The organism is Cryobacterium tagatosivorans, from assembly GCF_004402215.1.
In the GTDB taxonomy this organism is placed as follows: domain Bacteria; phylum Actinomycetota; class Actinomycetes; order Actinomycetales; family Microbacteriaceae; genus Cryobacterium; species Cryobacterium tagatosivorans.
The window spans coordinates 1-25,723 of sequence record NZ_SOEZ01000059.1 but is presented as its reverse complement, the minus strand read 5'-3'; the positions used below and the strand labels follow the sequence as shown (position 1 = coordinate 25,723).

Here is a 25,723-nt window from a genome sequence, read left to right as displayed (position 1 = left end):
CACCTGCGCGCCGGACGCCAGTGGACGCCGAAAGGCCCGCGTCACGGGGACGCGGGCCTGTCGGGTGGAACGTGGAGCCGTGCGGCTCTACTTGCTGGTCATGGAGTCGACGTACTCCTGGTTTTCGCCGATCCACTTCTTGACGATCGGCGCGTAGTCCTGGCCGTCGTAGTCGACGAACATGGCCTTCTCGAGCGAGTACAGCTTCTCGAGGTCCATGTCGAAGTTCTTGATCCACTTGCTGGCCTGCGGGAAGTCCTTGGCGACATCCTTCTTGCCGTAGGCGTGGATGCTCTCCACGTTCTCAAGGGTGCCCTTCGGGTCCTCGAGGGTCTTGATCGGCAGGGAGCTGTAGGCCCAGTGCGGCTCCCAGAGGGTGACGACGATGTTCTCGCCGGCCTTGGTGGCCGCGGTCAGCTCGGTCAGCATGGCGGCGGTCGAGGAGGTGAGGTAGTCCATCTTGTCGAGGCCGTAGGCCGGGATGACCCGGTCGGTCGTCGCTGCGGTCAGCCCGGCGCCGGGCTCGATTCCAACGATGCGGTTGCCGAATTTGTCGGCGTTCTTGGCGAGCTCATCGAGGGAGTCGATCGGGGCATCCTCGTTCACCGCGATGGTGAGCCGGGACTCCTCGTTCCAGGCCCCGAGGTCGACGATGTCGTCGCCGTACTCCTTAACGTAGGAGGCGTGGGTTTCGGGCAGCCACACGTCGAGGTTGAGGTCGTAGTCCCCGGTGGACAGCCCCGAGTAGACGGGCGCCACGTCGGCGTATTCCAGCTCGACGTTGTAGCCCTTCTCGTCGAGGACGGCCTTCCACAGCTCGGAGGCGGCGACGCCCTCATCCCAGCCGTTGAACACGGCGATGGTGAGGTCCTTCTTGTCCTTGTTGCCGCCGCCGACGGTTTCGTCAGCGGACGCGCAACCGGTGAGGGCGAGGAGCCCGACCGCTCCGGCGGCGATCAATGATCGTGAACGATTCTTCATGGTGTCCTTTCGTGCCACCGCGATGGGTGGCGGGGTGTGAAGTGTGTGGGTCAGGCTGCCAGTACCTGCTGGCGGGCGCGCTTGCGCGCCCCGAGCAGCCGGCCGAGGGGAGTGTCGCCCGTTCCGAGGGCCGCGGTCAGGCGGTCCAGGAAGATCGCGAGGATGACCACGGCGAGTCCAGCCTCGAAGCCGAGGGCGACGTCGATGCGGTTGAGGCTGGCAACGACCTGGGCGCCGAGGCCGCCGGCACCGACCATTCCGGCGATGACGACCATCGACAGGGACAGCATGATGACCTGGTTGATTCCGGCCATGATCGTCGGCATCGCGAGCGGGAGCTGGATCTGGCGGAGAATGCGCCAGGGCGACGCGCCGAAGGCCTGCCCGGCCTCGACGACTTCCTTGTCGACCCCGCGAATGCCCAGTTCGGTGAGACGGACGCCGGGCGCCAGCGCGAAGATGATCGTCGCCACGATTCCGGGAACGACTCCGACGCGGAAGAGGATGAGCGCCGGGATCAGGTAGACGAAGGCCGGCATCGTCTGCATGAAGTCGAGCACCGGTCGGATGATGCTGGATGCGGCGGACGACTTCGCGGCCAGGATCCCCAGTGGAACGCTGATGACGATGGCGAGCAGGCTCGCGACCAGCACGAGGGCGAGGGTGTCCATCGCGTTCTCCCACTGGTCGACGCCCACGATCAGGAGCAGCCCGACGATGGATCCGACCGCGAACTTCCAGCCGCGGGTGGAGTACGCCAACGCGGCCGCGATCACGATGATCACCCAGAACGGCGGAGAGACGAGCAGGAAGTCAACGGCCTCGAAGGCGCCGTCGAAGACCGCCCGGATGACGTCGAACAGGAAGCCGAACGTGTCGGTGATGTAGTCGATGAAGCCGTCGGCCCAGGTGCCGAGGGGAATGCGGAAGTCGTTCACAGCTGTGCCCCTTCCAGCGCGGTTTCGCGCAGGGTTTCGGTGATGAGGCTGACGGAGATCGTCGCAGCCGGTTCGACGACGGGCAGCTCGCCCGTGGTCGTGGAGACGTTGCCGATCGCGGCGAGCAGCGTGACTCGCGGGATGACCCCGACCAGGCGCTTCTTCTCGTCGATGACGGCGATCGGCAGGTCGCTTTCGACCGACGGCTCGACGAGGTCGACCAGGGCCGTGTCGGGCGTGACCGCCGTGGCGGTGTCGCGGATGATTCCGCGCAGGTCGGTCTCGCCGGCCTTGACCAGCCGGAGGACGTCCCGGTCGCGCACGACACCGGCGAAGGTGCGGTCGCGGTTGACGACGAACGTGGCCGAGGTCTGCAGGTCGCGCATCGTGCGCAGCGCGGCCCGAGGCCCGGCGGTGATCGTGACGACGCTGCGCACGGGCTCCATGACGCTGGAGGCCGTCAGCACCCGGGCCCGGTCGACATCCTGGACGAACTGGGCGACGTAGTCGTTGGCCGGGTCGGTGAGGATGTCCTCGGGGGTTCCGATCTGCACGATCCGGCCGTCGCGCATGACCGCGATGCGGTCGCCGAGGAACATGGCCTCGTTGAGGTCGTGGGTGATGAAGATGATGGTCTTGCCGAGCTCTGCCTGCAGCTCGATCAGCTGTTCCTGCATCTCGCGGCGGATCAGCGGGTCGAGCGCCGAGAACGCCTCATCCATCAGCAGCACGTCGGTGTCCGCAGCCAGCGCACGACCGAGGCCGACTCGCTGCTGCATTCCGCCGGACAGCTCGGAGGGAAGGCTGTCGGCCCAGCCGTCCAGCCCGACCAGGCGGATGATGGTGCGGGCGCGCTCCAGTCGCTCCTCGCGGGCCACCCCCTGCACTTCGAGGCCGTAGGCGACGTTGTCGATCACGGTGCGGTGCGGCAGGAGGGCGAAGTGCTGGAAGACCATGGAGATGCTCTGCCGGCGCACGTCGCGCAGCTGCCTGGCCGGGATGCCGGTGATGGGCCTGCCGGCGACCGTGACGGTGCCGGAGGTGGCCTCGAGCAGGCCGTTGAGCATCCGGATGAGCGTGGATTTGCCCGATCCGGAGAGACCCATGACGACGAAGATCTCGCCGCGCTTGACCTCGAACGACGCGTCGATGACGGCCGCGGTGCCCAGGGAGGCGACTTCGGACCGGCCGGCCCCTGCGGCGAGTTTCTTGACCATTTCGTTCGGGCGGCGCCCGAACGCTTTGTAGAGTCGATCTGCCTTGACGGCAATGTTTTCGGTCACGTGTTCTCCGTGCACGCCGAACGTCACCGGTTTAGCGGTCGACGCATCGAATGCAAGCTGTTGCCGGACGGGTAGGCCGTGACCGGCCACGGCGCGCTTCAGTGAGCGGGGCTGGAGCGATCATGGGACCACTCGTCAGGGCCTCACCATACGATCGCGGCCGTCCCCGTGCGATTGTTTGCATCGGGTTGTCGGCTGCGCGAGCGCGTCCTGGTGAAGGGTCGTAAGACCGTCGCCAACCCTAGCACACCCCCTTTTTGGGGGACGACGGCGGCTTTTTGGGGACTGGGCGCTCTCTTTGGGGGCCGGACGCGCGAGTGCCGCCCGGGAGTACTGCTGCCCGGACGGCACTGCCTTGCGCGTTCCCCCCAAGTACTGGGCCCGGATCAGGCGCCGACGGAGACCGGCTGCCTGGTGGCGTCGCCCTGGCCCTCGACCTGGCCGGGGTGTTCCGCGAGGCTGTGGTGCGCCAGCATCGTGGACTCGTCGAAGGGCTCGAGGCGGTCGAGGACCCGGTCGACCTGCACCCGGTCGATTTCCTTCGTCCAGGTGCCGATCAGCACGGTGGCGACGGCGTTGCCGGTGAAGTTGGTCAGCGCGCGCGCCTCGGACATGAACCGGTCGATACCGACGATGAAGCCGACGCCGTCGAGCAGCTGTGGGGCATGGGCCTGCAGGCCGCCGGCGAGGGTCGCCAGGCCGGCACCGGAGACTCCGGCCGCGCCCTTCGACGCGATGATCATGAACACGAGCAGTCCGATCTGCTCGCCCAGGTGCAACGGCTGCCCCAGCGCGGTCGCGATGAACAGCGATGCCATCGTCAGGTAGATCGCCGTGCCGTCGAGGTTGAAGGAGTAGCCGGTGGGGACGGTCACGCCGACGACCGGCTTGGAAACGCCGAGGTGCTCCATCTTCGCGATCAGGCGCGGGAGGGCCGCCTCGGAGGAGGAGGTCGAGAAGATGAGCAGGTATTCGCGACCCAGGTACCGCATCAGCTTGAAGATGTTGACCCCGGTGACGACCTTCAGCAGCCCGCCGAGGATGACCACGATGAAGACGATGCAGGTGAGGTAGAAGGCGGCCATCAGGGTGAACAGGCTGATCACGGCCTGGATGCCGGTTTCGCCGACGACCGCGGCAATGGCGCCGAAGGCGCCCAGGGGCGCGAGCCACATGACCATGATGAGGATCCGGAAGACGAGGGCCTGGATGTGCGCGATGCCGCGGAGGATCGGGAGGCCGGCCGGCCCCATTTTCTGCAGGGCGAATCCGGCGACGAGCGCCACGAGCAGCGTCTGGAGGATGTTGCCGGAGGTCAGCGAGGAGAACAGGGTCACCGGGATGACGCCCAGTAGGAAGGTCTCCGTGTCGGAGGATTCCGTCACCGCGTAGCTGGCGCCGGCGATGTCCAGGCCCGCACCGGGCTGGATGAGATTGCCGACCAGCAGGCCGATGCCCAGCGCGAAGGTGGACATGATGAGGAAGTATCCGAGGGCCAGGCCGCCGATCCGGCCGACGGTGGCGGCCTTGGCGATGGAGCCGATGCCGAGCACGATCGTGCAGAAGATGATCGGCGAGATCATCATCTTGATCAAGCCGATGAATGCGGCCCCGAGCGGCTTGAGGGAGACGGCGAATCCGTCCGGGCCGCCGAACACCAGGCCGACGACGACGCCCAGTACGACGGCGACGATGACCGCCGTGTACAGGTAGTGAGATTTGTCGAAACGCTTCGTGCGCTTCAGGACGGGGGCAACTGGCGACGACGCCATGGGAGACTCCTTTGTCTAGGCTTGAGGGGGCCCGCAGCGGGCCCCTCCGAAATCCGTGGTGCGTTCCAGAGTGGTTCACGAGCCGGGTGGCGTCACGCTTGCGGTCATATTGTTCACGGGAGGAAATGCGATGAGTCCGGGTTGGAGCATCGCGCGCCGGTTGTTCCTGGCCCATGCCATCTTCATCGTCGTGCTGGCCGCCTTCGTCGGCACGGCGTCATTCGTCGACGCCCGCGATCGCGGATACACGGAAACCGCGGACCGGATGCTGGCCGTGGCCACGGCGATCGCCGACAATCCCCTCGTTCTCGAGGCCAGCCATGCGGCGAACCCGAGCGACGCCCTGCAGCCGTACGCCCTGGACGTCGCGGCGGACGCCGACCTCGATTTCATCACCATCATGCACCCGGACCGCACCCGCTGGACGCACCCGACGGCGTCCGAAATCGGTCAGGACTACATCGGCTCGATCGGGCCCGCGTTGTCCGGGGAGCCGTTCACCGAGGTCTCGACGGGCACGCTCGGACCGTCCGTGCGCGCCGTCGTACCGGTGGTCGACGAGCAGGGAACGGTGCGTGCCCTCGTGGCCGTCGGGGTGACGACGAGCAATCTCAGCATCGCCCTCGCCGCCCGCCTGCCCGCGGTGCTCGGCCTGGCGATGGGTCTCCTGGCCGCGGGATCCGTTGCGACCTGGCTGCTGGGCCGGTATCTGCGCCGGGTCACCCTGGGCTGGGGACCTGAGCAGCTGGCCCAGATGTTCGTGTACCTCGACTCCGTGCTGCACTCCGTGCGCGAGGGGCTCGTGCTCGTCGACCACCGGGGTGAGCTCGTGCTCTACAACGACCAGGCGGCGCGGCTGCTCGGCATCCCTCCTCGGTCCCCTGACCCGGCAGCGGCCCCGGTCCTGCCCGATCTTGACCTGCCGGCGAGCCTGGCCGAGCTGCTCCGAAGTGGTCGGGTCGCTCGCGATGAGATCCATCCAACCGGGAGCCGGGTGCTCGTCGTCAGCCAGCAACCCGCGCTCGCGTCGGCGGCCGGCCGGGGCAAACCCGCAGCGATGGGCTCCGTCGCCACGATCCGCGATCACACCGACCTCCAGGCGCTGGGCAGCGAGCTGCAGTCGATGCGCACTCTCTCGGATGCACTCCGCGCCCAGACCCATGAGCACTCCAACCGGTTGCACGTTCTGGTCTCCCTGATGGAGCTGGGCCGGATCTCCGAGGCGGTGGAGTTCGCGACCGGGGACCTCGAGCTGAGCCGACAGCTGACCGACGAGATGATCAATGCCGTCGACGAACCAGTGATCGGCGCCCTGTTGATGGGCAAGACGGCACAGGCACATGAACTCGGCATTTCCCTCACCGTGGCGGCGTCGGGCAGCCTGTCGGAATCCGGGCTGTCGGTGCAGGACCTCGTGACCGTGCTGGGCAACCTGGTCGACAACGCCCTGGACGCGGCGGCCTCCGGCGAGGCGCCACGCTCCGTGGACCTGGTGGTCCGGGCCATGCCTGACTCCGTCGTGATCGAGGTGTCCGACAGCGGAGCGGGCGTTCCCGCCGAGGCGGAATCCGCCGTGCTGCGCCCCGGATTCAGCACCAAGGACCCGGGCTCGTATGGCCGCGGGCTGGGGCTGGCGCTCGTGCGGCAAACCGTGGCTCGGCTGGGCGGCATTCTGGTCATCGGACGGCGGGACGGAGCGGTGTTCGCGGTCACCCTTCCCGCTCGCCCCCACCCGCCGGCGTCCCCCGCCGCGAACCTGACCGGGGCACCTCATGCCTGACCCGGGAACGCCTGACCCGGGAACGCCTGACCCGGGCTCGCCGGGCCCGGGCTCACCTGACCGCCAGATCCGCGTGCTTGTGGTCGAGGACGAGCCCGTGACCGCCGACGCCCATGCGGCCTACCTCGGCCGGTTGGCAGGATTCGTGCACGCCGGTACGGCCCACACCGGGCAGTCCGCGCTTCGGCAGCTTTCCGAGGCCGCCACATCCGGGGCTCCGATCGACCTCGTGCTGATGGACATGAACCTGCCGGACCTGCACGGCCTCGACGTCTGCCGTCGCATCCGGGCGGCCGGGCTGGCCACCGACATCATCGCGATCACCGCCGGCCGGGAACTCCGGACCGTGCGCGGCGCGATCGCCGCGGGCGCCGTGCAATACCTGATCAAGCCGTTCTCCTACGCCCTGTTCGCCGAGAAGCTCATCCAGTACCGCGACTTCCACCAGCAGCTGGGAGCCCAGCCGTCGGTGACCACGCAATCGGAGGTCGATCTCGCCTTCGCCACGCTCCGCGCGCCCAGCGAACTGCCTCCGCCCAAGGGCCTCTCCGCCGCGACGCTGGCCGCCGTCATCGAGTTCCTCAAGGCCGAACCCGGGCCGGCCTCCGCGAGCGAGGTCATGGACCGGCTCGGCATGTCGCGGGTGACCGCGCGGCGCTACCTGGAGCACCTCGCCGACGCCGGCGCCGTGCTTCGAACCCCCCGCTACGGCACGCCGGGGCGCCCCGAGAACGCCTACGCCTGGAAGTCGTCCGGGTGAGCCGTTCCCGAAAAGGGGCGTGCCTTCGACCCGGGAATGCGCCAGACTCAGCGGGATGAACGCGGATCTGTGGCTGCCGACGCTGGCCGGGCTCGCCGGGCTGGCACTCGGCGTCCCGCTCACGCTCCTGGCCGCACGGATGCTGCGCGCGCCGCGCGCCCTCGGCTGGCGGGTTCGGCTGGCCGCGAGCCTGGCCGCCGGGGTCCTGTTCGCGCTCCTCGCCCTGCGCTTCGGATTCGCGCCCGAACTCCCGGCGTACCTGCTGCTGGCCGCGGCATCCGTCACGCTCAGCATCGTCGACGTCGCTGAGAAGAGACTGCCCAACCCTCTGCTGCTGGCCACCACGGTGATCGTGGCGGCCGCCCTCGTGATCGCGGCCGCCGTGGGCGCCGATTGGGGCGCCGCGTTAGGCGCCCTGCTGGGCGGCGCCGCGCTGTTCGCGGTCTACCTGGTGCTCGCGCTCATCTCGCCGGCGGGCGTCGGCATGGGGGACGTGAAGCTCGCCGCTGTGATCGGGCTCGCCCTCGGCTACCTCGGCTGGGACACCTGGCTGATCGGGCTGGTCGCCGGATTCCTGGTCGGCAGCGTTGTCTCTCTCGTCGCGCTCGCCCTGAGCCGGGTCAGCCTGCGCGGTTCCCTGCCGTTCGGGCCGTCCATGCTGGCCGGGGCATACGTCGCAATCCTCGCCGCCGTCCTCTGATCGGCACCCATCCTTCGGCGTCGACTCCCCCGTTCGGGTGCCCCACGAGTGGGGGAATGATGCACGCGGAAGTCCGGCAGTATGGTGGCCTCCTTCCCGGCGATACCCGAAATCACAAGGGGTTAGATATGCGCACGATTCTCGACATCCCGTCCACCCGCCTCCGCCATGCCGACGACCTTGAACGAGGCGCGACGGCCGTGGAGTACGCCCTGATGAGCTCACTCATCGCCGTGATCATCCTTGGCGCGGTCGGCGCCGTTGGCGGAGGGGTCCTGGGAATGTTCAACGCCGTCGTCTTGAACTGGCCCTAACCACCCCCGGACCCCGCGGCAGACCGGCCGCGGAGCCTTCGCATGCCCTCGCATCCCCGGCGCGGCATGCTATCGCGCTCCCGCACGCACTTCCGACACCCCCCGAGTAGGTCACACCCCTACTGGGGGTAGTGAGGATTCCTCAGGCGGAATAGCTTTCCTTCACCCGAGCCGCCGACCAGGCCGGCTCTTCACTAGAACGGACACCCGAAATGAAGTTCTACACGAAGGTCCAGGCGCTTCTGAACAGCATGCGCACCGAAGAAGAAGGCGCCACCGCCGTTGAGTACGGCCTGATGGTCTCGCTCATTGCCGTCATCATCATTGGCGCCGTTGGGGCGATTGGACTCGCCCTCCAGGGCACGTTCCAGGGCGTCGCCGACACCCTCTAACCGCTCAACTGAGTTCAAGAACGGCGGCGGCGACCGGGCCTCCGGAAGCCGCCGCCACACTCACCCCGCTCCTCTCACTGCTCTCCCCCACCGCTCTCCAGCCCACCCGAAGGGCCATTCAGATGATGCGTTTTCGCGATCGATGCAGCGAACGCGGCGCGGCAGCCGTTGAATTCGCGCTGATCCTCCCCGTGCTGGTCATGCTCGTGCTGGGGCTCGTCGAGTTCAGCCGCGTCTACAACGTGCAGATCTCGCTGAGCAACGCCGCTCGCGAAGGAGCCAGGAGCATGGCGATCCACAACAACGCTGGCACGGCCCGCACCGCGGCCATACTCGCGGCGCCGTCGGTCAACCCGACCGTGACCGCCGGCCAGATCGGCATCAGCCCCGGCACCTGTACCGCCGGCGGGGCCGTCACCGTGACCATCAACTACAACGTCGCGCTGATGACGGGCTTCTTCGGCGCCTCGATCCCCCTGACCGGAACTGGAGTATTCCGATGCAATGGTTGAACAAACGCCTGCGGGAGGATCGCGGCGCGACCGCGGTCATGCTCGGCATCATGCTGGTGCCCCTGATCGGCTCCCTGGCCATTGCCCTGGACGTCGGCGCTCTCTACGCCGAGCGTGCCCAGCTGCAGAACGGCGCGGACGCCGCGGCACTGGCGATCGCCCAGGACTGTGCCACGAACGACGTCTGCACGAACCCCGGCGGCCTCGCCGCCAGCTACACGAACGGCAACGCCAACGACGGCGCGGCCAACGTGCTCGCCCCAAGCTTTCCGAACGCCCACACCGTGGTCGTCAGCGACAGCACCCGGGTGGCCGGCTCGAATGCCGGCGCCATCAGCCACCCGTTCGCAGCATTGCTGGGGATCGACAACACAACGGTGCACGCCACCGCTACGGCGGAATGGGGCGGTCCCGGTTCTGCGGAGGTGCTGGCACTCGCCCTCTCCTGGTGCGAGTTCCAGGAGTCTTTGGCCGCAACCGGCCAGCACGTGACCATCCGAACCGACACGAACAAGCTCTGCAAGCACGCCCCGTCGACCGAGGTGATACCCGGCGGTTTCGGCTGGCTCGACAACCTCAGCGCCCCGTGCGAAGCGACCATCACCCTCAACGCCGCCGGGGAGCTCTGGCTGGGCAGCAACACCGGCGGCGACATCACGGGCGACTGCAAGGCGAAGCTGACCGCCCTCAAGGGCAAGACGGTGCTCATCCCCATCTTCGACCTGACCAAGGGCACGGGCGCCAACGCGGAGTACCGCATCTACGCCTTCGCGGGCTTCACGATCACCGGCTGGAACTTCCCTGCCTTCAAGGACCTGGACAAGTCCGCCCCGCTCTGCCCTCCGCCTCCGGCCGACCCGAAGGATTGCCCGAAGGGCAACAGCTGGCGGGGCATCCAGGGGGTCTTCACCGAGTGGGTCTCCGTCGAGGACGTCATCAGCCTCGGCGGCCCGCAGCTCAACGCGACAGCAGTAACACTCACCCAATAGGAGATGTCATGAAAACCCGACTCATTGGAGCCATTGTCGCGATCGTGCTCGCGCTGGCCGGCACCGTGGTGCTCACCGGATACGTGCGCGGCGCCGATGCCCGCGCGGCCGACGGCGCCCAGTTCGTGCCCGTCTACGTTGTCACCCAGGAGATACCCGAGGGCACGGCGGCCGCGGACATCACCGATTTCATCACCGTGAAGCAGCTCCCCGCGATTGCCGCCGTTCCGGATCGGGTCATGAAGCTCACGGCCCTGGCCGGAACCGTCGCGGACGCCACCCTGATGCCGGGTGAGCAGCTGATCGCCTCTCGCTGGGTCGACCCCGCCGACCTCGCCGCCCGCGGCGACGTCTCGCTGCCGGACGGCATGCAGGCCCTGACGATCGCCCTGCCCGTCGAACGGATCGTTGGCGGAACCGTCAAAGCCGGCGACACCGTCGGCATCGTGGTCGCGGCCACCGTGAAGGTCGGTGGATCCACCGAAGAGGTCTCGATGGCCAAGCAGGTCTTCCACAAGGTACTGGTGACAGCGGTGCACGAGGGAACCCAGACGCCCCCGGCGAAGGATGCGGAGACCACCTCCGAGCCGGTCGGCGAGGTCATGGTGACCCTGGCCCGCACCACTCCCGACATCGAGAAGATCGTCTGGGGACAGCAGTTCGGAGCGGTCTGGCTGACCATCGAGCCGAAGGAAGCCAGTGAGACGGGCTCGAAGGTCGTCCAGGCTGGAGACGTGTTCCAGTGAACCGCCTCCTCCTCATCGGGCACAGCCATCAATTCGAGGCCAGGGCCCACGCCCTCCTCGGCACTGGCATCGACCTGATGGCGAGGCGCTCGCAGCCTTTCGGCCCCCTCGCGGTGCTCGGCAGGCTGGGGGCGGCGGACCGACCGGATGTGGCCCTGATCGGGCCGCTCCTCTCGGACCAGCGCGCCTTCGAACTCTCCGCCGGGCTCTCCCGGCTCTTCCCCGGGGTGGGCATCGTCATGGCCAGGGCCGTCGCCGCAATCGGCGGCGGCGCCACCGCCGCAAGTCCGCACCAGCTCCCTTGGCCTGGCACCGGCAGGTCGAAGCTTTTCGCCCCCGTCCGTCGCCCGGACGCCCGACTGGAGTCCCCCATGGAACGCAGCATCCACTCCCCGGCAGAGACCGAACCCGACATCGGGGTCGACACCGCCCCGCAGGGCGCGCCCCGGCTCGAGCTGGTCCCCGAGCTCGAACCGGAAGCCGAACCCGGCCTCGACGGCGACCCGGAGTCCGGCATCGAATCCGACAACGAGCCCGACTCCGATTCGGGCGCCGCCGATGTTGGCGTGGCCGCCGGGCTGCCCGGCCATGTGATCGCCGTCGTCTCGGCCAAGGGCGGAGTCGGCAAGACGACGATCGCCACGAACCTGGCCGTCGGGCTGGCCAGGGACGCCCCGCTGGGAGTGGTGCTGGTCGACGCGGACGTGCAGTTCGGCGACGTGGCGACGGCCCTGTCCCTGGTCCCGTCCCACACGCTCCCCGATGTCGTCACGGGTGTGGTCCCGACCGACACCATGGTTCTCAAGACCTACCTCACCCCGCACCCGAGCGGCTTCTACGTTGTCTGCGGGGCCGACACGCCCGACGAGGGCGACCGCGTCACCGGAGACCAGCTGAGCATCCTGCTCAAGCAGCTAGCCGAGGTCTTCGCCTACGTCATCGTCGACACGGCACCGGGCCTCGGCGACCATGCCCTGGCTGCCCTCGAACTCGCCACCGACGCCGTCATGGTCTGCGACATGTCCGTGCCCAGCATTCGCGGGCTGCGCAAGGAGCTGGCCATCCTGGCCGGCATCGGCATCATGCCGGCCTCGCGCCATATCGTCCTGAACCTCGGCGACCGGGCCGGCGGTATGTCCGTTCGCGACGTGGAGGCAACAATCGGAGTGCCGGTCGACATCGCGATCAGGCGCTCCAACCTGATCGCAATCTCGACAAACCGGGGCCTCCCCCTTCTTACCGAGGGCAGCCGCGATCCGGCAACCAGGGCGCTGAACGCGCTGGTACATCGATTCGACCCGACCGCTTCACTGACGAGCGGTCGCCGACACCGAAGGGTAGTTGTGGCATGAGACTAAACGAGCGAGTCGATGCGGTGCGCCAGGGGCCCCAGCATCTCCTGGAGAAGCGGCCGTCGATGTTCACCAAGCCGAAACCGATCGACGAAATGTCGGTTTCCGCCGTCCGGGATCCGCTTCAAGACGCCGTGCCCGAGCGCGCGCCCGTCGTGAAGCCCGTGGCCAAGCCCGCGACTCCGCCCCCGGTCGACCCCCTCGCCGAGATCAAGGAGAGGGCGGCGCAGGAGCTGTTCGAGCGGATCGGGTCCCGGCTGAACGATTCGAGCCTCAGCGAAGAACAGCTGCACGCCTACGCGCGCACCGAGCTGAGCAACATCGTCTCGGCCGAGCAGGTGCCGCTGAGCGCAGAGGAACGGGCCAGGCTCATCCTGGAAATCGGCGCGGACGTCCTGGGCTACGGTCCCCTCGAGGTGATGCTCAAGGATGACGCCGTCACCGAGATCATGGTCAACGGCCATGAGCAGATCTTCGTCGAGCGCCACGGCCGGCTGAGCCTCAGCGAGGCCCGGTTCACGAGCGAAGCCCAGCTGCGCCGGGTGATCGAGCGGATCGTCTCCAAGGTGGGTCGCCGCATCGACGAATCGTCGCCCCTGGTCGACGCCCGGCTCGCCGACGGCTCGCGCGTCAACGCGATCATCCCGCCGCTGGCGGTCGACGGCTCGTCGCTGACGATCCGGAAATTCGCCCGGGAGCCGTTCACCGCGCATGACCTGATCGGGTTCGGCACCCTGAGCCCCGACATGGCCAGGGTGCTCGACGCCTGCGTCAAGGCCAGGCTGAACATCATCGTCTCTGGCGGCACTGGAACGGGCAAGACGACCCTGCTCAACGTGCTCTCCGCCTATATTCCGGAGGAGGAGCGCATCATCACCATTGAGGATGCGGTCGAGTTGCAGCTTCAGCAGGAACACGTCATCCGGCTCGAGTCTCGCCCCTCGAACATCGAGGGCAAGGGCGAGATCACCATCCGTGACCTGGTGCGCAACTCCCTCCGGATGCGCCCCGACCGCATCGTGATCGGTGAGTGCCGCGGCGGCGAGACCCTCGACATGCTGCAGGCCATGAACACCGGCCACGAGGGATCCATCTCGACGGTGCACTGCAACTCGCCGCGCGACGCGATCGCCCGGCTGGAAACCCTGGTGCTGATGGCCGGAATGGACATTCCCTTGCGCGCGATCCGCGAGCAGATCGCCTCCGCCGTCGACGTGATCGTGCAGATCACCCGGCTCAAGGACGGCACCCGTCGGGTCACCCACGTGACCGAGGTGCAGGGCATGGAGGGTGACGTCGTCACCCTGCAAGACGCCTTCATCTTCGACTACAGCGCCGGCGTCGACGACGACGGCCGATTCCTGGGCCACGCCGTCGCGACCGGAGTGCGGCCGCGCTTCGCGGACAAGTTCAAGGAAATGGGCATCGACCTCGCCGCCAGTGTCTTCCAGGCCGAACTCCACACAAAGGCAGCCCGATGAATCCCATGATCCTCTACGTCGGCATCGCGATCGGCCTGATCGCCCTGCTCGTCATCGTCTTCCTGGTGATCGCGCCGCCCCGGCCGCACATTCCCCTGGAACGGCGCCGCGCGCCCGGCGCCGTGGAGACGACCGCCCTGACCCGGATGACGGATCAGACCACCGCGGCGATCGACAAGGCCATCCGCCGTCGCGGCAAGGCGCCCTTCAGCGCCTCGGAACTGGAGCAGGCCAACATCCGCATGCAGCCCTCCGGCTTCGTGCTCCTGGTGGTCACCGCATCGATCATGCTGGCTCTCCTGGGCCTGCTGCTCGGCAGCGAGAACGGGTTGGGGGTGCCGCTCATGGTCACCCTGGCTGCCCTCGCGCCCATCGGCGCGAAGGTCACCCTGGCCATTCGCACCGCGGCACGGCGGGCGAAGTTCGCCGACCAGCTCGACGAGTCCCTCGGCCTGCTGGCCGGCGGGCTCCGGGCGGGGCACAGCCTGCTCCGCGCGGTCGACGCCGTCTCCCAGGAGACGGAATCGCCGACATCCGAAGAATTCGCCCGGGTCGTGAACGAGACCCGAATCGGTCGCGACCTGGGCGAAGCACTGGACACCACGGCTCAACGGATGCACAGCGATGATTTCCAGTGGGTCGCCCAGGCGATCGCCATCAACCGTGAGGTGGGCGGCAACCTGTCGCAGGTGCTCGACCGGGTGGGCCACACGATCCGGGAGCGCAACGAGATCCGCAGGCAGGTGAAGGCGCTGGCCGCCGAGGGCAAGATGTCCGCCTGGGTGCTCATCCTGCTGCCGATCGGCGTGTTCACTTTCCTGATACTGACCCAGCCGAACTATTTCAATGGCTTCTTCGACAGCGTCTGGGGCGTTGCCGCCCTGGCCCTCGCCCTCGTACTGCTCATCGTCGGCTCATTGTGGATGATGGCCGTCGTCAAGGTGAAGTTCTAGGAGGACCTCATGCCACCCACAGTCATTGCCATTCTCGCCTCCGTCGCCATTGCCGGCGGATTCGGCGCCCTCGTTGGGATACTCGTTGGCGGCCGGAGGACACAGCGAACCACGGATACCTCGCCCACCGGGGGGCAAACGGTCACCTCGCGTCCCGTTTCTCCCGGCGTCACACTCGGCACGACGATGCGCGACATTGCACCGAAGGGCTACATCGGCATGCTCGACCGCCAGGTGGTGCTCGCGGGGCGCCCGCCTGCCTGGACTGTCGACAGGATACTGATGGCCAAGCCAGTGCTGGCCATCGTCGCACTCCTGGTTTCCTGGTGGTGGATCAGTGGCGATCCTGTCCTGCCACGCTTCGCCCTCGGTGCCTTCGTCGTCACGCTGTCCTTCTTCGTGCCCGACCTCCTCATCTACAGCAGGGCGCTGGAACGGCAGGAGAAGATCCAGAACGCCCTCGCCGACACGCTGGACCAGATGACCATCGCCGTGGAAGCCGGTCTCGGATTCGAGTCGGCCATGGCCAAGGCCGCCACGAACGGCAAGGGTCCCCTGGCCGAAGAGTTCATTCGCACGCTGCAGGACATGAGCATCGGCCGGGCGCGCAAGGACGCCTATGAGTCCTTCAGCGAGCGCACCTCGTCGCCGGACCTGCGGCGCTTCACGCGCTCGATCATCCAGGCGGACGCCTACGGCCTCGCGATTGCCGATGTCCTCCGCATCCAGGCCGCCGAGATGCGCCTGCGCCGCCGCCAGAGGGCCGAAGAGAAGGCTATGAAGGTTCCGGTCAAGGTTCTCTTCCCGCTCGTGTTCTGCATCCTGCCGGTGCTGTTCATCGTGCTGCTCACGCCGGCCGTGCTCGGGATCATCAAGGCGTTCTCGTAGCCGAACTCGCAGCTGGAGGAGGCCCCTCCCCTGACTTGCGGACAAAGTACCTTCAATTGCAGAACGAAGGTACTTTCTCCGCGACTCAGTCCCGAAGACGAAGATGAGAAGGCGATAGGCAGAAGGCCCGGGCCGCAATGCGGGCCGGGCCTTCTGCGAGTGGTGCACCCCCCCGGACTTGAACCGGGAACCCACTGATTAAGAGTCAGTTGCTCTGCCAATTGAGCTAGAGGTGCATACTTTCGGTTCGGGCTGTAACCCGAACCGAAGACCAACAATAACACCACGAACGCGCAGTTCGCCAATCGAGGGCGCGTTCGGGTGAGTCGCCCCGGATTACTATCCTTGGGAGCGTGACCGAACCCCTGAACCCCTCGCTCGATGACGACCTCGCCCTGGCCCTCGAGCTCGCCGACCGGGCCGACGCCATCTCCCGGGAGCGCTTCCACGCCCTCGACCTGGTGATCACGACGAAGCCGGATCGCACCCCGGTGACGGATGCCGACCAGGCCGTCGAGCGCGCCATTCGCGCCGGTCTCGCCGAACGCCGGCCGGGCGACGGCATCCTCGGCGAGGAGTACGGCGCCGAGGGGTCCGGCTCCAGGCAGTGGATCATCGACCCGATCGACGGCACCGCCGGCTTCCTGCGCGGAATCCCGATCTGGGCGACCCTCATCGCCCTGGCGGTCGACGGCGTCCCGGTCGTCGGGGTCGTCAGCGCCCCCGCCCTCGGCAAGCGGTGGTGGGCGCGCACGGGCGGCGGCGCCTGGATGCTCGACGAGCGCACTCCCACTGCCGCGCCGGAGCGCCTCCGGGTCTCCGGGGTGTCGACGCTCGACGACGCGTCACTCAGCTACAACAGCATCCAGCAGTGGGACTCGGCCGGACGGCTCGACTCCCTCATCGCCCTCTCCCGCCGAGTCTGGCGCACGCGCGCGTACGGCGACATGTGGTCGTACATGCTGCTCGCCGAGGGGCACCTCGACATCGCCGGCGAGTTCGACCTGCAGCCCTACGACATGGCCGCGCTCGTGCCGATCGTGCAGGAAGCAGGCGGGCGGTTCACCTCGGTCGACGGGCGGGACGGCCCCTGGCACGGCAGCGCCCTGGCCACCAACGGCGTGCTGCACGAGGCCGCACTCGAGGTGCTGAAGGCGGCGGAGCCGGGGCGCCCCAGCCTTTAGCAGCGTTCACCTCTACGCTGTATCCATGAGGATCAATGCTTTCTCCGATGTGTGCCTGCGCATCATCATGCTCCTCTCCGCCACGCCCGCGTCCGAGCTGGAGACCACCCGGGCCATCGCCCGGCAGGTCGGCACACCGTACAACCACGTCAGCAAGGCCATCATCAGGCTTCGGGAGTTGGGCCTGATCGAGGCCGTGCGCGGACGCTCTGGCGGAGTGCGGATCAGCGACGCGGGACGCCTGGCCACGGTCGGCTGGGTCCTGCGCCAGCTCGACAGCCGCGTCGATCTCGCGGACTGCGAAACTCCGGACGGCGTATGCCCGCTCATCGACGGCTGCGGCCTGCGCGCTGCCCTGCGACGCGCCCGGGAAGCCTTCTACGCCGCACTCGACGACATCGTGATTTCCGAGCTCCCCCGGAACCGGTCAAACCAGCCGGTATCCCTGACCCTGGGCCTCCGCCCGCCGGACTGAGCGCCTCCTTCTCCCCCGCCCGGAAGGGCTGTGAACGGGCGCTCGTCCATAAATAAGTATTTGAAATGCTACTTTAGGAGGACACCCCAGAAACAAAGGAGACAGCATGCTCTCGACCCAGTCCCTCCCCCTCATCGAAGCCACTCTTCCCTTGGTCGGTGAGCGCATGCCCGCAATCGCGAAGAACTTCTACCGCCGGATGTTCGCCGCTCACCCCGAACTTTTCGACGGGCTTTTCAGCCGCTCCAACCAGAAGAACGGCTCGCAGCAGCAGGCACTGGCCGGCAGCATCGCGGTCTTCGCCACACACCTGGTCAGCAACCCGGACACCACGCCGGAAGCCATGCTGTCCCGCATCGCCCACAAGCACGTCTCCCTGGACATCCAGCCGGAGCAGTACGACGTCGTCTACAAGTACCTCTTCGAGGCCATCGCCGACGAACTCAGTGACGTCATCACGGCGGAAATCGCCGGCGCCTGGACCGAGGTCTACTGGCTCATGGCCCACGCCCTGATCAAGCTCGAAATGGGCCTGTACACCGGAGCCGCCAACGACAAGCCGCTGGCGCCGTGGCGCGTCATCGGCAAGGAGCCGGCCGGGACCGACGCGCTGACCTTCACTCTCGAACCGGCCGACGACACGCCGGTCTCGCCCGCCCTGCCCGGCCAGTACGTGAGCGTCACCGTGGGGATGCCCGACGGCATCCGCCAGGTGCGCCAGTACTCGCTCTCGGCCGGAACGGCCACCACCCGCGTCTTCACGACGAAGCTGGACGCCGACGGCGAGGTTTCCCCTGCCCTGCACCGAGACGTGCAGATCGGCGACACGCTGATCCTGTCCAACCCGTGCGGCGACATCACCCTGATCGAGGGCGACAGCCCGCTGATCCTGGCCTCGGCCGGCATCGGCTGCACCCCGAGCGCCTCGATCCTGCGCTCGCTCGTGGAGAGCGATTCCAAGCGCGAGGTCATCGTGCTGCACGCCGAGAGCACCCTCGAGCGCTGGGCCCTGCGGGACCAGATGAACGAGGATGTCGCCCTCCTCGAGGCGGCGGAGCTGGAACTCTGGCTCGAGATCCCGAGCGAGGGCGCCCACGACGGCTTCATGTCCCTGGACGGCGTGACGATCCCCGAGAACGCGTCGGTCTACCTCTGCGGCCCGCTGCCGTTCATGCGCAGCCTCCGCTCGCAGGCGCTCAAGTCCGGCGTGCCGGCCGAGCGCATCCACTACGAGATCTTCGGCCCGGACCTCTGGCTCGCCGGCGCGGGCGTCTAGCTCGTCACATTTCCACCAACGGGGTCAGGCGTTTCTGCGCCTGACCCGTTCCGCGTATCAGGGCTCACTGTCCCATTCGGTGCCTTCGAGGTCACCCCTCAGTGTTCCCGTGGTTTCATCGACCGCCTCCCCCACCGTGGCCGCGAACCGCTCGGGGGGAAACCGGCCGCTCAGCCCGTAATCCCGCAGATGGTCTTTCACAGGGCCTTTCATCTCGGCGAAGATCAGGGTGATCCCGCGAGAGGCGAGGAAATCGTCGAGTTCGAGCAGTTCGTCGATGGCGGTCGTGTCGATGTCGGTGATGGGCTCGGCCGCGAGGATGACCGTGTGCAGGTCGCGGCCTGCCGCCGCGACCGTGGCACGCACGTAATTGTCGAAGATCCCCCCGTTGGCGAAGAAGAGCGGCGCGTCAAAGCGCACGATGACGATGCCGGGCAGCCGCTCACCCTCCGGGTGCCGCGAGAGGTCGTGGTAGCCGCGGCGGCCCCGAATCCGACCGAGCTCGGCCCGGTACGGCCGCCAGGCGTACGCGACGAACGCTCCGAGCGACAGGATGATCGCCACACCGATGCCCTCGATCACACCGACAACCAGAACGCCGAGGAAGGCCGCGAGCGACAGCGCCGCGTCGATTTTGTTCATGCGCACGAGCGCAAAGAAACCCGTGACGTCGATCAGCCCGGCAGCGGCGACCATGACGACCGCGGCGATGCTGGCCGATGGCAGGTAGTCGGTGAGACCGGGGGCGAGCAGGATGAATACGACGAGGAGCAGTGCCCCGACGATACCGGTGAGTTGCGTCCGCGCCCCGGCGCTCTCCGCGACGGGGGTGCGCGAGGAGGACGCCGAGATGGGGAAGCCGCCGAGCAGTCCGCCCGCGATGTTCGACACTCCGATCGCCGCCATTTCCTGGCTGCCGTCGACGTTTTCACCGCGGCGGGCGGCAAACGTGCGCGACAGGACGGCGGTGTCGGCAAAGGCGATGAGGGCGATACCGAGGGCGGGGACAACCAGCGCGCCGACATCCGCCCAGCGCAGACCGCCGAGCGCGGGCGCCGGGAGCCCCTGGGGAAGGGCCCCGACGACGGGCAGCGCCTCCTGCAGCCCGAACGCGGCGGTGAACGCGGTCGCGAGCACGACAGCGGCGAGAACCCCTGGGATCCGTGTCTTTGCCCAGGAAAGCACGAGGATGACGGCCAGTGAACCCAGGCCGAACAACAGCGCGGTCGTGTTGACCTGGCCGCCGGCGATGCCGGACACGATGGCGGCGGCGTCCTTGAACGGCGACTCCGACGAGATGGAGAAACCGAAGAACGTCGGCAGCTGCGAGACGATTACCAGCAGTCCGAGCGCGTTGAGGTAGCCAACCCGAATGGGCTTGGAGAGCAGGTCGGTCACGAACCCGAGGCGCAGGACGCCACCCAGCGCAAGAATCAGCCCGACCATTATCCCCAGCAGCCCGGCGAGCGCGACAGCGCGCACGTTATCGCCGAGGGCCAGGGGCAGGATGGCGGCCGCGATGATCGGCGCCAACGCCGAATCCGGGCCGAGCACCAGGATTCGCGATGGCCCGAACAGGGCATAGGCGAGCAAGGGGATGATCGTGGCGTACAGACCCGTCTCCGGCGGGAGCCCGGCGACCTCGGCGTAGCCGATGCCGACCGGGATAAGCAGCGCAGTTAGTACGACTCCCGCGCGGAGGTCGGGAAGCAACCACGCGCGCCGGTAGCGGAGCGCCGTGTCGATTCCCGGCACTGATTTCCGCAGCCAATTGGCAGTCATGCAGTTCGTTCCACGGCCCTATTTTGGCGCATCGGGTCAGCCGCGAATACAGAAACGTCATCCCGTTGTTCATCTGGAGTTACGCCGAAGACTGTCTGTGAGTTTGCCGAGACTTCTAGCCTCCAGAGTGATGATAAAAAAATACGCAGGACCACTTGGAATACTCGCATTCGCCCTGGTTGGCGGGATCGCCGCCGCGGCAATCGTCCCCACTATCGCTGGCCCCCATCCGGACGGCACGGCAACCACTCCCGTCGGCCAGCGGGTCACCCCCGCCGGCCTGCAAACCCGGCTGGGCGATCTGCCCCTGAACTCCGCACTCTCCCCCGACGGCAAGAAACTCCTCGTGACCAACAACGGCCAGGGCACGCAGTCCCTGCAACTTGTGAATACCGCCAACCACAAGGTCGATCAGACGCTCAAGTACACCTCCCCGGAATCGCTCTACATGGGCCTGGCCTGGAGCGCCGACGGCACCCACGCTTATGCCAGTGCGGCCGCAAACTCGAAGATCCGAACGTACTCGTATAGCGCGGGGAAGCTCACGGAGGGCCCGGCCATCCAGCTACCCACCAAGAACCCGGATGGGCTGGCGCTAACCCTGTTCCCGGCGGGACTTGCCCTGACCCCGGACGGAAAGCGACTCGTCGTCGCAGATCAACTGGCCGACGCCGTGTCGGTGGTCGATCTTGCGACCGGCACCGTCAGCACGACCTCGGTCGGCCACCGTCCCCTCTCGGTCGCCGTGTCCCCGGACGGCCGAACGGCCTACGTAACGAACCAGGGCGCCAAGACCGTGTCCGTTGTGAACATCACGGCCGCCGCTCCCACGGTTACCGGCACGCTCGAAGTTGGGCTGCACCCGAACAAGTCGGTGCTGTCCAGGGACGGCAAGACGCTCTACGTGGCCAACGGCGACGCCGACTCTGTGTCGGTAGTGGACCTCGAGGCGGGCACGTCATCGCCGATCGGCCTGGCGCCGTACAAGAACGCGCCGATCGGCTCGAATCCGACCGGTCTGGCGCTGGACGACCAGGGCGGTCGCCTGTTTGTGAGCAATTCAGGCAATAACGACGTCGCAGTGATCAGTCTCGCCACCCGCACGGTCACGGGAGTCGTGCCGGTGGGCTGGTACCCCACCTCGCTGGCCTTCGCCGGCGGCAGTCTGCACGTCACGAACGCCAAGGGACTCGGCGCCGGTCCGAACAACGGACCAGGTCACCCCAACCCCGAATCCACGACCGGGACAGCCGAGAACCAGTACAGCGGGTCCATGATTGTCGGCACACTCAGCAGTTTCGCCGTTCCCACCGGGGACAAGCTGCAGCGGGCCACCGCGCAGGTTGCAAGCAACAACCGGTCGAGCACCGCCTCGGGAGAGGTGATCCCCCGCCGGCCCGGTCAGGCGAGTCCGATAAAGCACGTGATCTACATCGTCAAGGAGAACCGCACCTACGACCAGGTACTCGGGAGTCTTGGCCGCGGCAACGGCGATCCCTCGCTGAACCTCTTCGGCGATGAATCCGCGCCGAACTTCCGCCGCCTCTCGAAGCAGTTCACTACCATCGACAATTTCTACGCGGACGCCGAGGTGAGCGCCAACGGCTGGAACTGGGTGGCATCGGCGAACTCGAATCCGTACGCGGAGCAGATGTGGCCGGCGAACTACTCCGGCCGCAAGGCTCCGTACCCGAGCGAGAACGCCGCCCCGGAAAACGCGGCGCAGGAACCGGACAACACGTACGTGTGGCAGCGCCTGGCGAAGGCTGGCGTGAGTTTCCGCAACTACGGCTTCTTCGTCAGCAATACCGGTGGCTCATTCACCGCACCCGACCCGGTGCTCGACGCCCAGACGGACCACGACTATCACGGCTACGACCTCAACTGCCCTGATTCCTCCGACACATTCACGCCGCTGAAGGCCGACTGTGGAACCCCGCGGGTGGACGAGTGGACCAAGGACTTCACGGCGAATGTGGCGTCCGGCACGGTTCCTTCCGTGCAGTTCGTCCGGCTGCCGAACGACCACACGCAGGCCACCAGGGCAGGGAAACCGACTCCGAAGGCATACGTCGCGGACAACGATTTCGCCCTGGGCCAGTTGGTCGACACCGTCTCCCACTCCAAGATCTGGAAGGACACGGCGATCTTCGTGACCGAGGATGACGCGCAGAATGGCCCAGACCACGTCGATGCGCACCGGACCCTGGCCCTGGCGATCAGCCCATACACGCAGACAGGCAAGGTCGATTCAACGTTCTACAGCACGGCGTCCATGGTTCGCACGATAGGGCTGCTCGCCGGCATTGCGCCGCTGACTCAGTTCGACGCGTTTGCAACGCCGATGAGTGCCTCGTTCACCAGCACGCCAAATGAATCTTCCTATTCCGTGGTGCGTCCCCCGTACGACATGACAACGGTGAATGGCGCCAACGCCCCGCTGGCGACGGAGGTGGAGAGCCAAAACACGACCACCGAGGACAAGATCGACGAGCAGCTCTACAACCAGGCCATCTGGAAATCCGTTCGAGGTGACAAGTCGGCCATGCCGGTCCCCCAGCACCATGTCATCGGCTCGGGCTCGGTATCCAGGCCCGGCGACGCCGACGGCGACGGCCAGTAGGGGCCTCGTGAACAGAGAGGGTTAGAACGGAGAGGGCCCGGGATCTCAATGATCCCGGGCCCTCTCTCAACTGCGTGTGACAGCCCACCGATGGTGGAGATGCGGGGAATTGAACCCCGGTCCACTGCTGTGGTCATATGCCTTCTACGGGTGTATCCAGTGAAGTCGTTTTACTCGGCCCCGGAATTTGCCACTGGCATCTATTCCGACGAGCCCAGCCCTCGTTTAAGTCCCCCTACACCCCGCGGCTCAATGTAGAAGCAATCTCTCTAAATGGCGTCAGGATCCGGGTAGAGAGCATTCCCGGTCTGGCGGACTTCGTTAGTGCTTTCGCTTAGGCAGCGAGAGCGAAGTCAGTGCGCTTTGAATTGGCACTTATTGTTTTGCAGAGATCGTTTACGAGATAACCCTGCATCCTCGACCCGCTTCTCACAATTGCGCAAACAATGTCGAAACCGATCATCCCCATGGTTCCCCTGTTCCGTCGGCTGGCCGTCGGCACGGGAGTGGGTGACTGTCACACGCTGTTGAGTTTCCAAATTCGAACCCGGAACCTTTCGGCCCGGATGCGACCTTCACTGTACAACACAAGTGTGTGCGGATCTATTTCCGCTCCTTCGCGGAGAAGTCAGTCGCCGAGGTTCCGGCGTGCGGAGATGGCCCGGTCGGACTCGCGCTTGTCCTGGCGTTCCCGCAGGGCCTGGCGCTTGTCGTACTCCTTCTTGCCCTTGGCGACGGCGATTTCCACCTTCGCCCGGCCATCCTTGAAGTAGATCTTGAGCGGGACGAGCGTGTAGCCGCCCTCTTTGGTTTTGTGGCTGATCTTGATGATCTCCTGCTTGTGCAGCAGGAGCTTGCGCTTGCGCCGGGGAGGGTGATTCGTCCAGCTGCCGCCGGTGTACTCCGGGATGTGCACGGCGTCGAGCCAGGCCTCGCCGGACTCGATGAACGCGTAGCCGTCGACGAGCGACGCACGGCCGGCGCGGAGGGACTTGACCTCGGTGCCGCTGAGGACCATCCCGGCCTCGAAGGTGTCCTCGATCAGATAGTCGTGGCGCGCCTTGCGGTTGGTCGCTACGACCTTCTCGCCACTTTCCCTGGGCACGACGCACTCCTCGATCGGTTCTGGGCGCCGGGCGGAAGCCCGGCAGCCCATCAGTCTAGCCTGAGCGCCGGGTCAGACCTTGAGGTAACGGGTGATGGCGAAGTTTGCGGAGAACGCGGCCAGCACCGCGCCGACGACAAGCAGGATCGGCAGCACCACCAGCGCGTCATCGATACCCACCAGCGAGAAGCCCTTGAGCCTCGCGCCCAGGTAGCCCTGCACGAACCAGTTCACGATCGCCACGATCGCGCCCCCGGCCAGCAACGACCCGAGCAGGGCGGCGAAGACGCCCTCCAGGATGAACGGCGTCTGGATGAACCGGTTCGACGCGCCGACCAGGCGCATGATCCCGAGCTCCCGCCTGCGCGAGAAGGCGGAGAGGCGGATCGTCGTGGCAATCAGGAGAGCCGCCGCCACGAGCATGAGCGCGGCGATGCCGATCGCCGTGTAGCTGGCCGTGTTGAGCACGGAGAAGATCTGGTCCAGGTATTTACGCTGGTCCGCGACGTTCTCGACGCCGGCCACGCCGGACAGGCTTTCCACGAGGACGTCTGACTGCGCCGGGTCCTTCAGGTTCACCCAGAAGGTCTGGTTGAGCTGGTCGGCCGTGACGTACTCGGCCACCGGGTTCCCGGCGAACTGCTTCTTGAAGTTCTCGAAGGCCTGTTCGTGGGTCTCGAAGTAGTACTTGTCGACGAACGGCGAGAGGGTGGGCGACTCGAGCTGCGCCGTGACGGCGTCGATCTGTTCCTTGGTCGCTTCTCCCGCGACGCAGGTGTCGCCGGGCGAGATGGCCGTGCACATGTAGATGCCGACCTGGGCCTTTTCGTACCAGAAGTTCTTCATCTGGCCGACTTGCATCTGCATGAGGATTGCCGCGCCAACGAAGGTGAGCGAAATGAAGGTCACGAGCACGACCGAGACGACCATCGACGCGTTGCGCCGCAGGCCGTGGGCCGCCTCGGAGAGCACCAGTGCGAGCCTCATCGGGTCGGCCCCACGTTCTGCTCACCGGTCGGATCGGGTTTCTCGCCGGGGGCTCGCAGCCCGAGCTTCTCGGCGAGCGTGAGCTGCTCAGGAGCGTCGTGCTGGGTCACCGGGATCACCGGCCGGGTCATCGCGCCGGCGTCCGCCGCCTCGGCGTCGGTCGGCTGGGCGTCGGTCGGCTCGGGCGGGTCGACGTGCGGAACGGGCATCCCGGTGTCGCGGGCCGTCGCCGCGATGGTCGCCGGCTCGTGGGCCGCGGCAACGCGGGCCGGGTCCGAACGGGGCACCGCGGCGGGGGGGAAGGTCAGGGGCTGGGACGAGGTCGGGGTCGAGGCCGGCGTGTCGGCCGCTGCGGGCCGCGGCTGTTCCGCCGGCTGGACGGACTCGCGAGCGCTCTCCGGTGCGGCCGCGGCCGCCGCGATGCCGCGCGCGGGCGCAGGGGCGGCGGGT

Annotated in this window: 23 protein-coding genes, 1 tRNA gene, 1 other RNA gene and 1 pseudogene; 16 read left to right on the top strand and 10 right to left on the bottom strand. The window is 67.2% G+C overall.

Features of this window, described 5'->3' with window-relative positions; all coding sequences use genetic code 11:
- Nucleotides 1-87 precede the first annotated feature (87 nt).
- The 4 genes from E3O23_RS12165 to E3O23_RS12150 form a co-directional block, all read right to left on the bottom strand.
- Nucleotides 88-981: a glycine betaine ABC transporter substrate-binding protein gene (locus E3O23_RS12165; protein WP_134491380.1), complete on the bottom strand. Its 894-nt coding sequence runs from the start codon at nt 979-981 to the stop codon at nt 88-90.
- Between the two features lie 50 nt (nt 982-1,031).
- Complete coding sequence (locus E3O23_RS12160; RefSeq protein WP_134491378.1) at nt 1,032-1,919, bottom strand: ABC transporter permease; 888 nt, start codon at nt 1,917-1,919, stop codon at nt 1,032-1,034.
- Nucleotides 1,916-3,202 (bottom strand): quaternary amine ABC transporter ATP-binding protein, encoded by a 1,287-nt coding sequence (locus E3O23_RS12155; RefSeq protein ID WP_241983462.1) that lies wholly within the window; start codon nt 3,200-3,202, stop codon nt 1,916-1,918. Before E3O23_RS12155 ends, E3O23_RS12160 begins: the two co-directional genes overlap by 4 nt.
- Nucleotides 3,203-3,588: 386 nt before the next feature.
- A complete protein-coding gene (locus E3O23_RS12150) occupies nt 3,589-4,974 on the bottom strand; it encodes a cation:dicarboxylate symporter family transporter (protein WP_134491376.1) in 1,386 nt (461 codons plus the stop codon).
- A gap of 130 nt (nt 4,975-5,104) precedes the next feature.
- Between E3O23_RS12150 and E3O23_RS12145 the strand changes: the two genes are divergently transcribed.
- The 12 genes from E3O23_RS12145 (at nt 5,105) to E3O23_RS12090 (ending at nt 15,841) form a co-directional block, all read left to right on the top strand.
- Nucleotides 5,105-6,754: a sensor histidine kinase gene (locus tag E3O23_RS12145; protein ID WP_134491374.1), complete on the top strand. Its 1,650-nt coding sequence runs from the start codon at nt 5,105-5,107 to the stop codon at nt 6,752-6,754.
- A gap of 67 nt (nt 6,755-6,821) precedes the next feature.
- Complete coding sequence (locus E3O23_RS12140) at nt 6,822-7,514, top strand: response regulator (protein WP_255453305.1); 693 nt, start codon at nt 6,822-6,824, stop codon at nt 7,512-7,514.
- A 55-nt stretch (nt 7,515-7,569) separates the two neighbouring features.
- Nucleotides 7,570-8,214 carry a prepilin peptidase gene (locus tag E3O23_RS12135; protein WP_134491370.1) on the top strand — a complete coding sequence of 215 codons (645 nt, stop codon included), beginning with the start codon at nt 7,570-7,572 and terminating at the stop codon, nt 8,212-8,214.
- Between the two features lie 128 nt (nt 8,215-8,342).
- Nucleotides 8,343-8,528 carry a Flp family type IVb pilin gene (locus E3O23_RS12130; protein WP_134491368.1) on the top strand — a complete coding sequence of 62 codons (186 nt, stop codon included), beginning with the start codon at nt 8,343-8,345 and terminating at the stop codon, nt 8,526-8,528.
- A 212-nt stretch (nt 8,529-8,740) separates the two neighbouring features.
- The gene (locus tag E3O23_RS12125; protein WP_134491366.1) at nt 8,741-8,920 is read left to right on the top strand and encodes a Flp family type IVb pilin; all 180 of its coding nucleotides are present in this window, start codon (nt 8,741-8,743) and stop codon (nt 8,918-8,920) included.
- Between the two features lie 122 nt (nt 8,921-9,042).
- A complete protein-coding gene (locus E3O23_RS12120) occupies nt 9,043-9,432 on the top strand; it encodes a TadE/TadG family type IV pilus assembly protein (RefSeq protein ID WP_134491365.1) in 390 nt (129 codons plus the stop codon).
- A complete protein-coding gene (locus tag E3O23_RS12115) occupies nt 9,420-10,421 on the top strand; it encodes a TadE/TadG family type IV pilus assembly protein (RefSeq protein WP_134491363.1) in 1,002 nt (333 codons plus the stop codon). The genes E3O23_RS12120 and E3O23_RS12115 overlap by 13 nt, the downstream gene beginning before the upstream one ends.
- Before the next feature lie 8 nt (nt 10,422-10,429).
- Nucleotides 10,430-11,167, top strand: a complete 738-nt coding sequence (cpaB, locus tag E3O23_RS18170) for a Flp pilus assembly protein CpaB (RefSeq protein WP_166790497.1) — start codon at nt 10,430-10,432, stop codon at nt 11,165-11,167.
- Nucleotides 11,164-12,519 carry a CpaE/TadZ family protein gene (locus E3O23_RS12105; RefSeq protein ID WP_134491361.1) on the top strand — a complete coding sequence of 452 codons (1,356 nt, stop codon included), beginning with the start codon at nt 11,164-11,166 and terminating at the stop codon, nt 12,517-12,519. Before cpaB ends, E3O23_RS12105 begins: the two co-directional genes overlap by 4 nt.
- Nucleotides 12,516-14,000, top strand: a complete 1,485-nt coding sequence (locus tag E3O23_RS12100; RefSeq protein ID WP_134491359.1) for a TadA family conjugal transfer-associated ATPase — start codon at nt 12,516-12,518, stop codon at nt 13,998-14,000. The genes E3O23_RS12105 and E3O23_RS12100 overlap by 4 nt, the downstream gene beginning before the upstream one ends.
- On the top strand, nt 13,997-14,953 hold the full coding sequence (locus tag E3O23_RS12095) for a type II secretion system F family protein (protein ID WP_241983460.1): 957 nt from the start codon (nt 13,997-13,999) through the stop codon (nt 14,951-14,953). Before E3O23_RS12100 ends, E3O23_RS12095 begins: the two co-directional genes overlap by 4 nt.
- Before the next feature lie 9 nt (nt 14,954-14,962).
- The gene (locus E3O23_RS12090) at nt 14,963-15,841 is read left to right on the top strand and encodes a type II secretion system F family protein (RefSeq protein WP_134491357.1); all 879 of its coding nucleotides are present in this window, start codon (nt 14,963-14,965) and stop codon (nt 15,839-15,841) included.
- A 160-nt stretch (nt 15,842-16,001) separates the two neighbouring features.
- On the opposite strand, the gene E3O23_RS12085 is transcribed toward E3O23_RS12090, so the two are convergent.
- Nucleotides 16,002-16,077 (bottom strand) — tRNA-Lys (locus tag E3O23_RS12085).
- A gap of 117 nt (nt 16,078-16,194) precedes the next feature.
- On the opposite strand from E3O23_RS12085, the gene E3O23_RS12080 reads away from it, so the two are divergent.
- The 3 genes from E3O23_RS12080 to E3O23_RS12070 all read left to right on the top strand — a co-directional run bounded on the left by E3O23_RS12080 (nt 16,195) and on the right by E3O23_RS12070 (nt 18,776).
- On the top strand, nt 16,195-17,025 hold the full coding sequence (locus tag E3O23_RS12080; RefSeq protein WP_134491355.1) for an inositol monophosphatase family protein: 831 nt from the start codon (nt 16,195-16,197) through the stop codon (nt 17,023-17,025).
- 25 nt (nt 17,026-17,050) lie between these two features.
- The gene (locus tag E3O23_RS12075) at nt 17,051-17,500 is read left to right on the top strand and encodes an RrF2 family transcriptional regulator (RefSeq protein ID WP_134491353.1); all 450 of its coding nucleotides are present in this window, start codon (nt 17,051-17,053) and stop codon (nt 17,498-17,500) included.
- Nucleotides 17,501-17,606: 106 nt separating this feature from the next.
- Nucleotides 17,607-18,776: a globin domain-containing protein gene (locus E3O23_RS12070; RefSeq protein WP_134491351.1), complete on the top strand. Its 1,170-nt coding sequence runs from the start codon at nt 17,607-17,609 to the stop codon at nt 18,774-18,776.
- Between the two features lie 57 nt (nt 18,777-18,833).
- On the opposite strand, the gene E3O23_RS12065 is transcribed toward E3O23_RS12070, so the two are convergent.
- Nucleotides 18,834-20,558, bottom strand: a complete 1,725-nt coding sequence (locus E3O23_RS12065; protein ID WP_134491349.1) for a SulP family inorganic anion transporter — start codon at nt 20,556-20,558, stop codon at nt 18,834-18,836.
- On the opposite strand from E3O23_RS12065, the gene E3O23_RS12060 reads away from it, so the two are divergent.
- Nucleotides 20,515-23,181 carry a bifunctional YncE family protein/alkaline phosphatase family protein gene (locus E3O23_RS12060; RefSeq protein ID WP_198415183.1) on the top strand — a complete coding sequence of 889 codons (2,667 nt, stop codon included), beginning with the start codon at nt 20,515-20,517 and terminating at the stop codon, nt 23,179-23,181. The two genes, E3O23_RS12065 and E3O23_RS12060, sit on opposite strands and share 44 nt — an antisense overlap.
- Before the next feature lie 91 nt (nt 23,182-23,272).
- Here E3O23_RS12060 and ssrA read toward each other — a convergent pair.
- From ssrA to E3O23_RS12040, 4 genes and pseudogenes are all read right to left on the bottom strand, one after another.
- Nucleotides 23,273-23,648: a transfer-messenger RNA gene (gene ssrA, locus E3O23_RS12055) on the bottom strand.
- Nucleotides 23,649-23,809: 161 nt separating this feature from the next.
- Entirely contained in the window at nt 23,810-24,286 is a 477-nt protein-coding gene (gene smpB / locus E3O23_RS12050) for an SsrA-binding protein SmpB (protein ID WP_134491347.1), read from the bottom strand.
- A 72-nt stretch (nt 24,287-24,358) separates the two neighbouring features.
- Entirely contained in the window at nt 24,359-25,273 is a 915-nt protein-coding gene (ftsX, locus tag E3O23_RS12045) for a permease-like cell division protein FtsX (protein ID WP_134491345.1), read from the bottom strand.
- Nucleotides 25,270-25,723: pseudogene (locus E3O23_RS12040) on the bottom strand (hypothetical protein); the annotation flags it as partial. The gene ftsX and the pseudogene E3O23_RS12040, both read right to left, overlap by 4 nt.

Coding starts and splice junctions, on each gene's coding strand:
- E3O23_RS12165 (WP_134491380.1), bottom strand. CDS start 981: ATGAAGAATCGTTCACGATCATTGATCGCCGCCGGAGCGGTCGGGCTC.
- E3O23_RS12150 (WP_134491376.1), bottom strand. CDS start 4,974: ATGGCGTCGTCGCCAGTTGCCCCCGTCCTGAAGCGCACGAAGCGTTTC.
- E3O23_RS12145 (WP_134491374.1), top strand. CDS start 5,105: ATGAGTCCGGGTTGGAGCATCGCGCGCCGGTTGTTCCTGGCCCATGCC.
- E3O23_RS12135 (WP_134491370.1), top strand. CDS start 7,570: ATGAACGCGGATCTGTGGCTGCCGACGCTGGCCGGGCTCGCCGGGCTG.
- E3O23_RS12130 (WP_134491368.1), top strand. CDS start 8,343: ATGCGCACGATTCTCGACATCCCGTCCACCCGCCTCCGCCATGCCGAC.
- E3O23_RS12125 (WP_134491366.1), top strand. CDS start 8,741: ATGAAGTTCTACACGAAGGTCCAGGCGCTTCTGAACAGCATGCGCACC.
- E3O23_RS12120 (WP_134491365.1), top strand. CDS start 9,043: ATGATGCGTTTTCGCGATCGATGCAGCGAACGCGGCGCGGCAGCCGTT.
- E3O23_RS12115 (WP_134491363.1), top strand. CDS start 9,420: ATGCAATGGTTGAACAAACGCCTGCGGGAGGATCGCGGCGCGACCGCG.
- cpaB (WP_166790497.1), top strand. CDS start 10,430: ATGAAAACCCGACTCATTGGAGCCATTGTCGCGATCGTGCTCGCGCTG.
- E3O23_RS12100 (WP_134491359.1), top strand. CDS start 12,516: ATGAGACTAAACGAGCGAGTCGATGCGGTGCGCCAGGGGCCCCAGCAT.
- E3O23_RS12095 (WP_241983460.1), top strand. CDS start 13,997: ATGAATCCCATGATCCTCTACGTCGGCATCGCGATCGGCCTGATCGCC.
- E3O23_RS12090 (WP_134491357.1), top strand. CDS start 14,963: ATGCCACCCACAGTCATTGCCATTCTCGCCTCCGTCGCCATTGCCGGC.
- E3O23_RS12075 (WP_134491353.1), top strand. CDS start 17,051: ATGAGGATCAATGCTTTCTCCGATGTGTGCCTGCGCATCATCATGCTC.
- E3O23_RS12070 (WP_134491351.1), top strand. CDS start 17,607: ATGCTCTCGACCCAGTCCCTCCCCCTCATCGAAGCCACTCTTCCCTTG.
- E3O23_RS12065 (WP_134491349.1), bottom strand. CDS start 20,558: ATGACTGCCAATTGGCTGCGGAAATCAGTGCCGGGAATCGACACGGCG.
- ftsX (WP_134491345.1), bottom strand. CDS start 25,273: ATGAGGCTCGCACTGGTGCTCTCCGAGGCGGCCCACGGCCTGCGGCGC.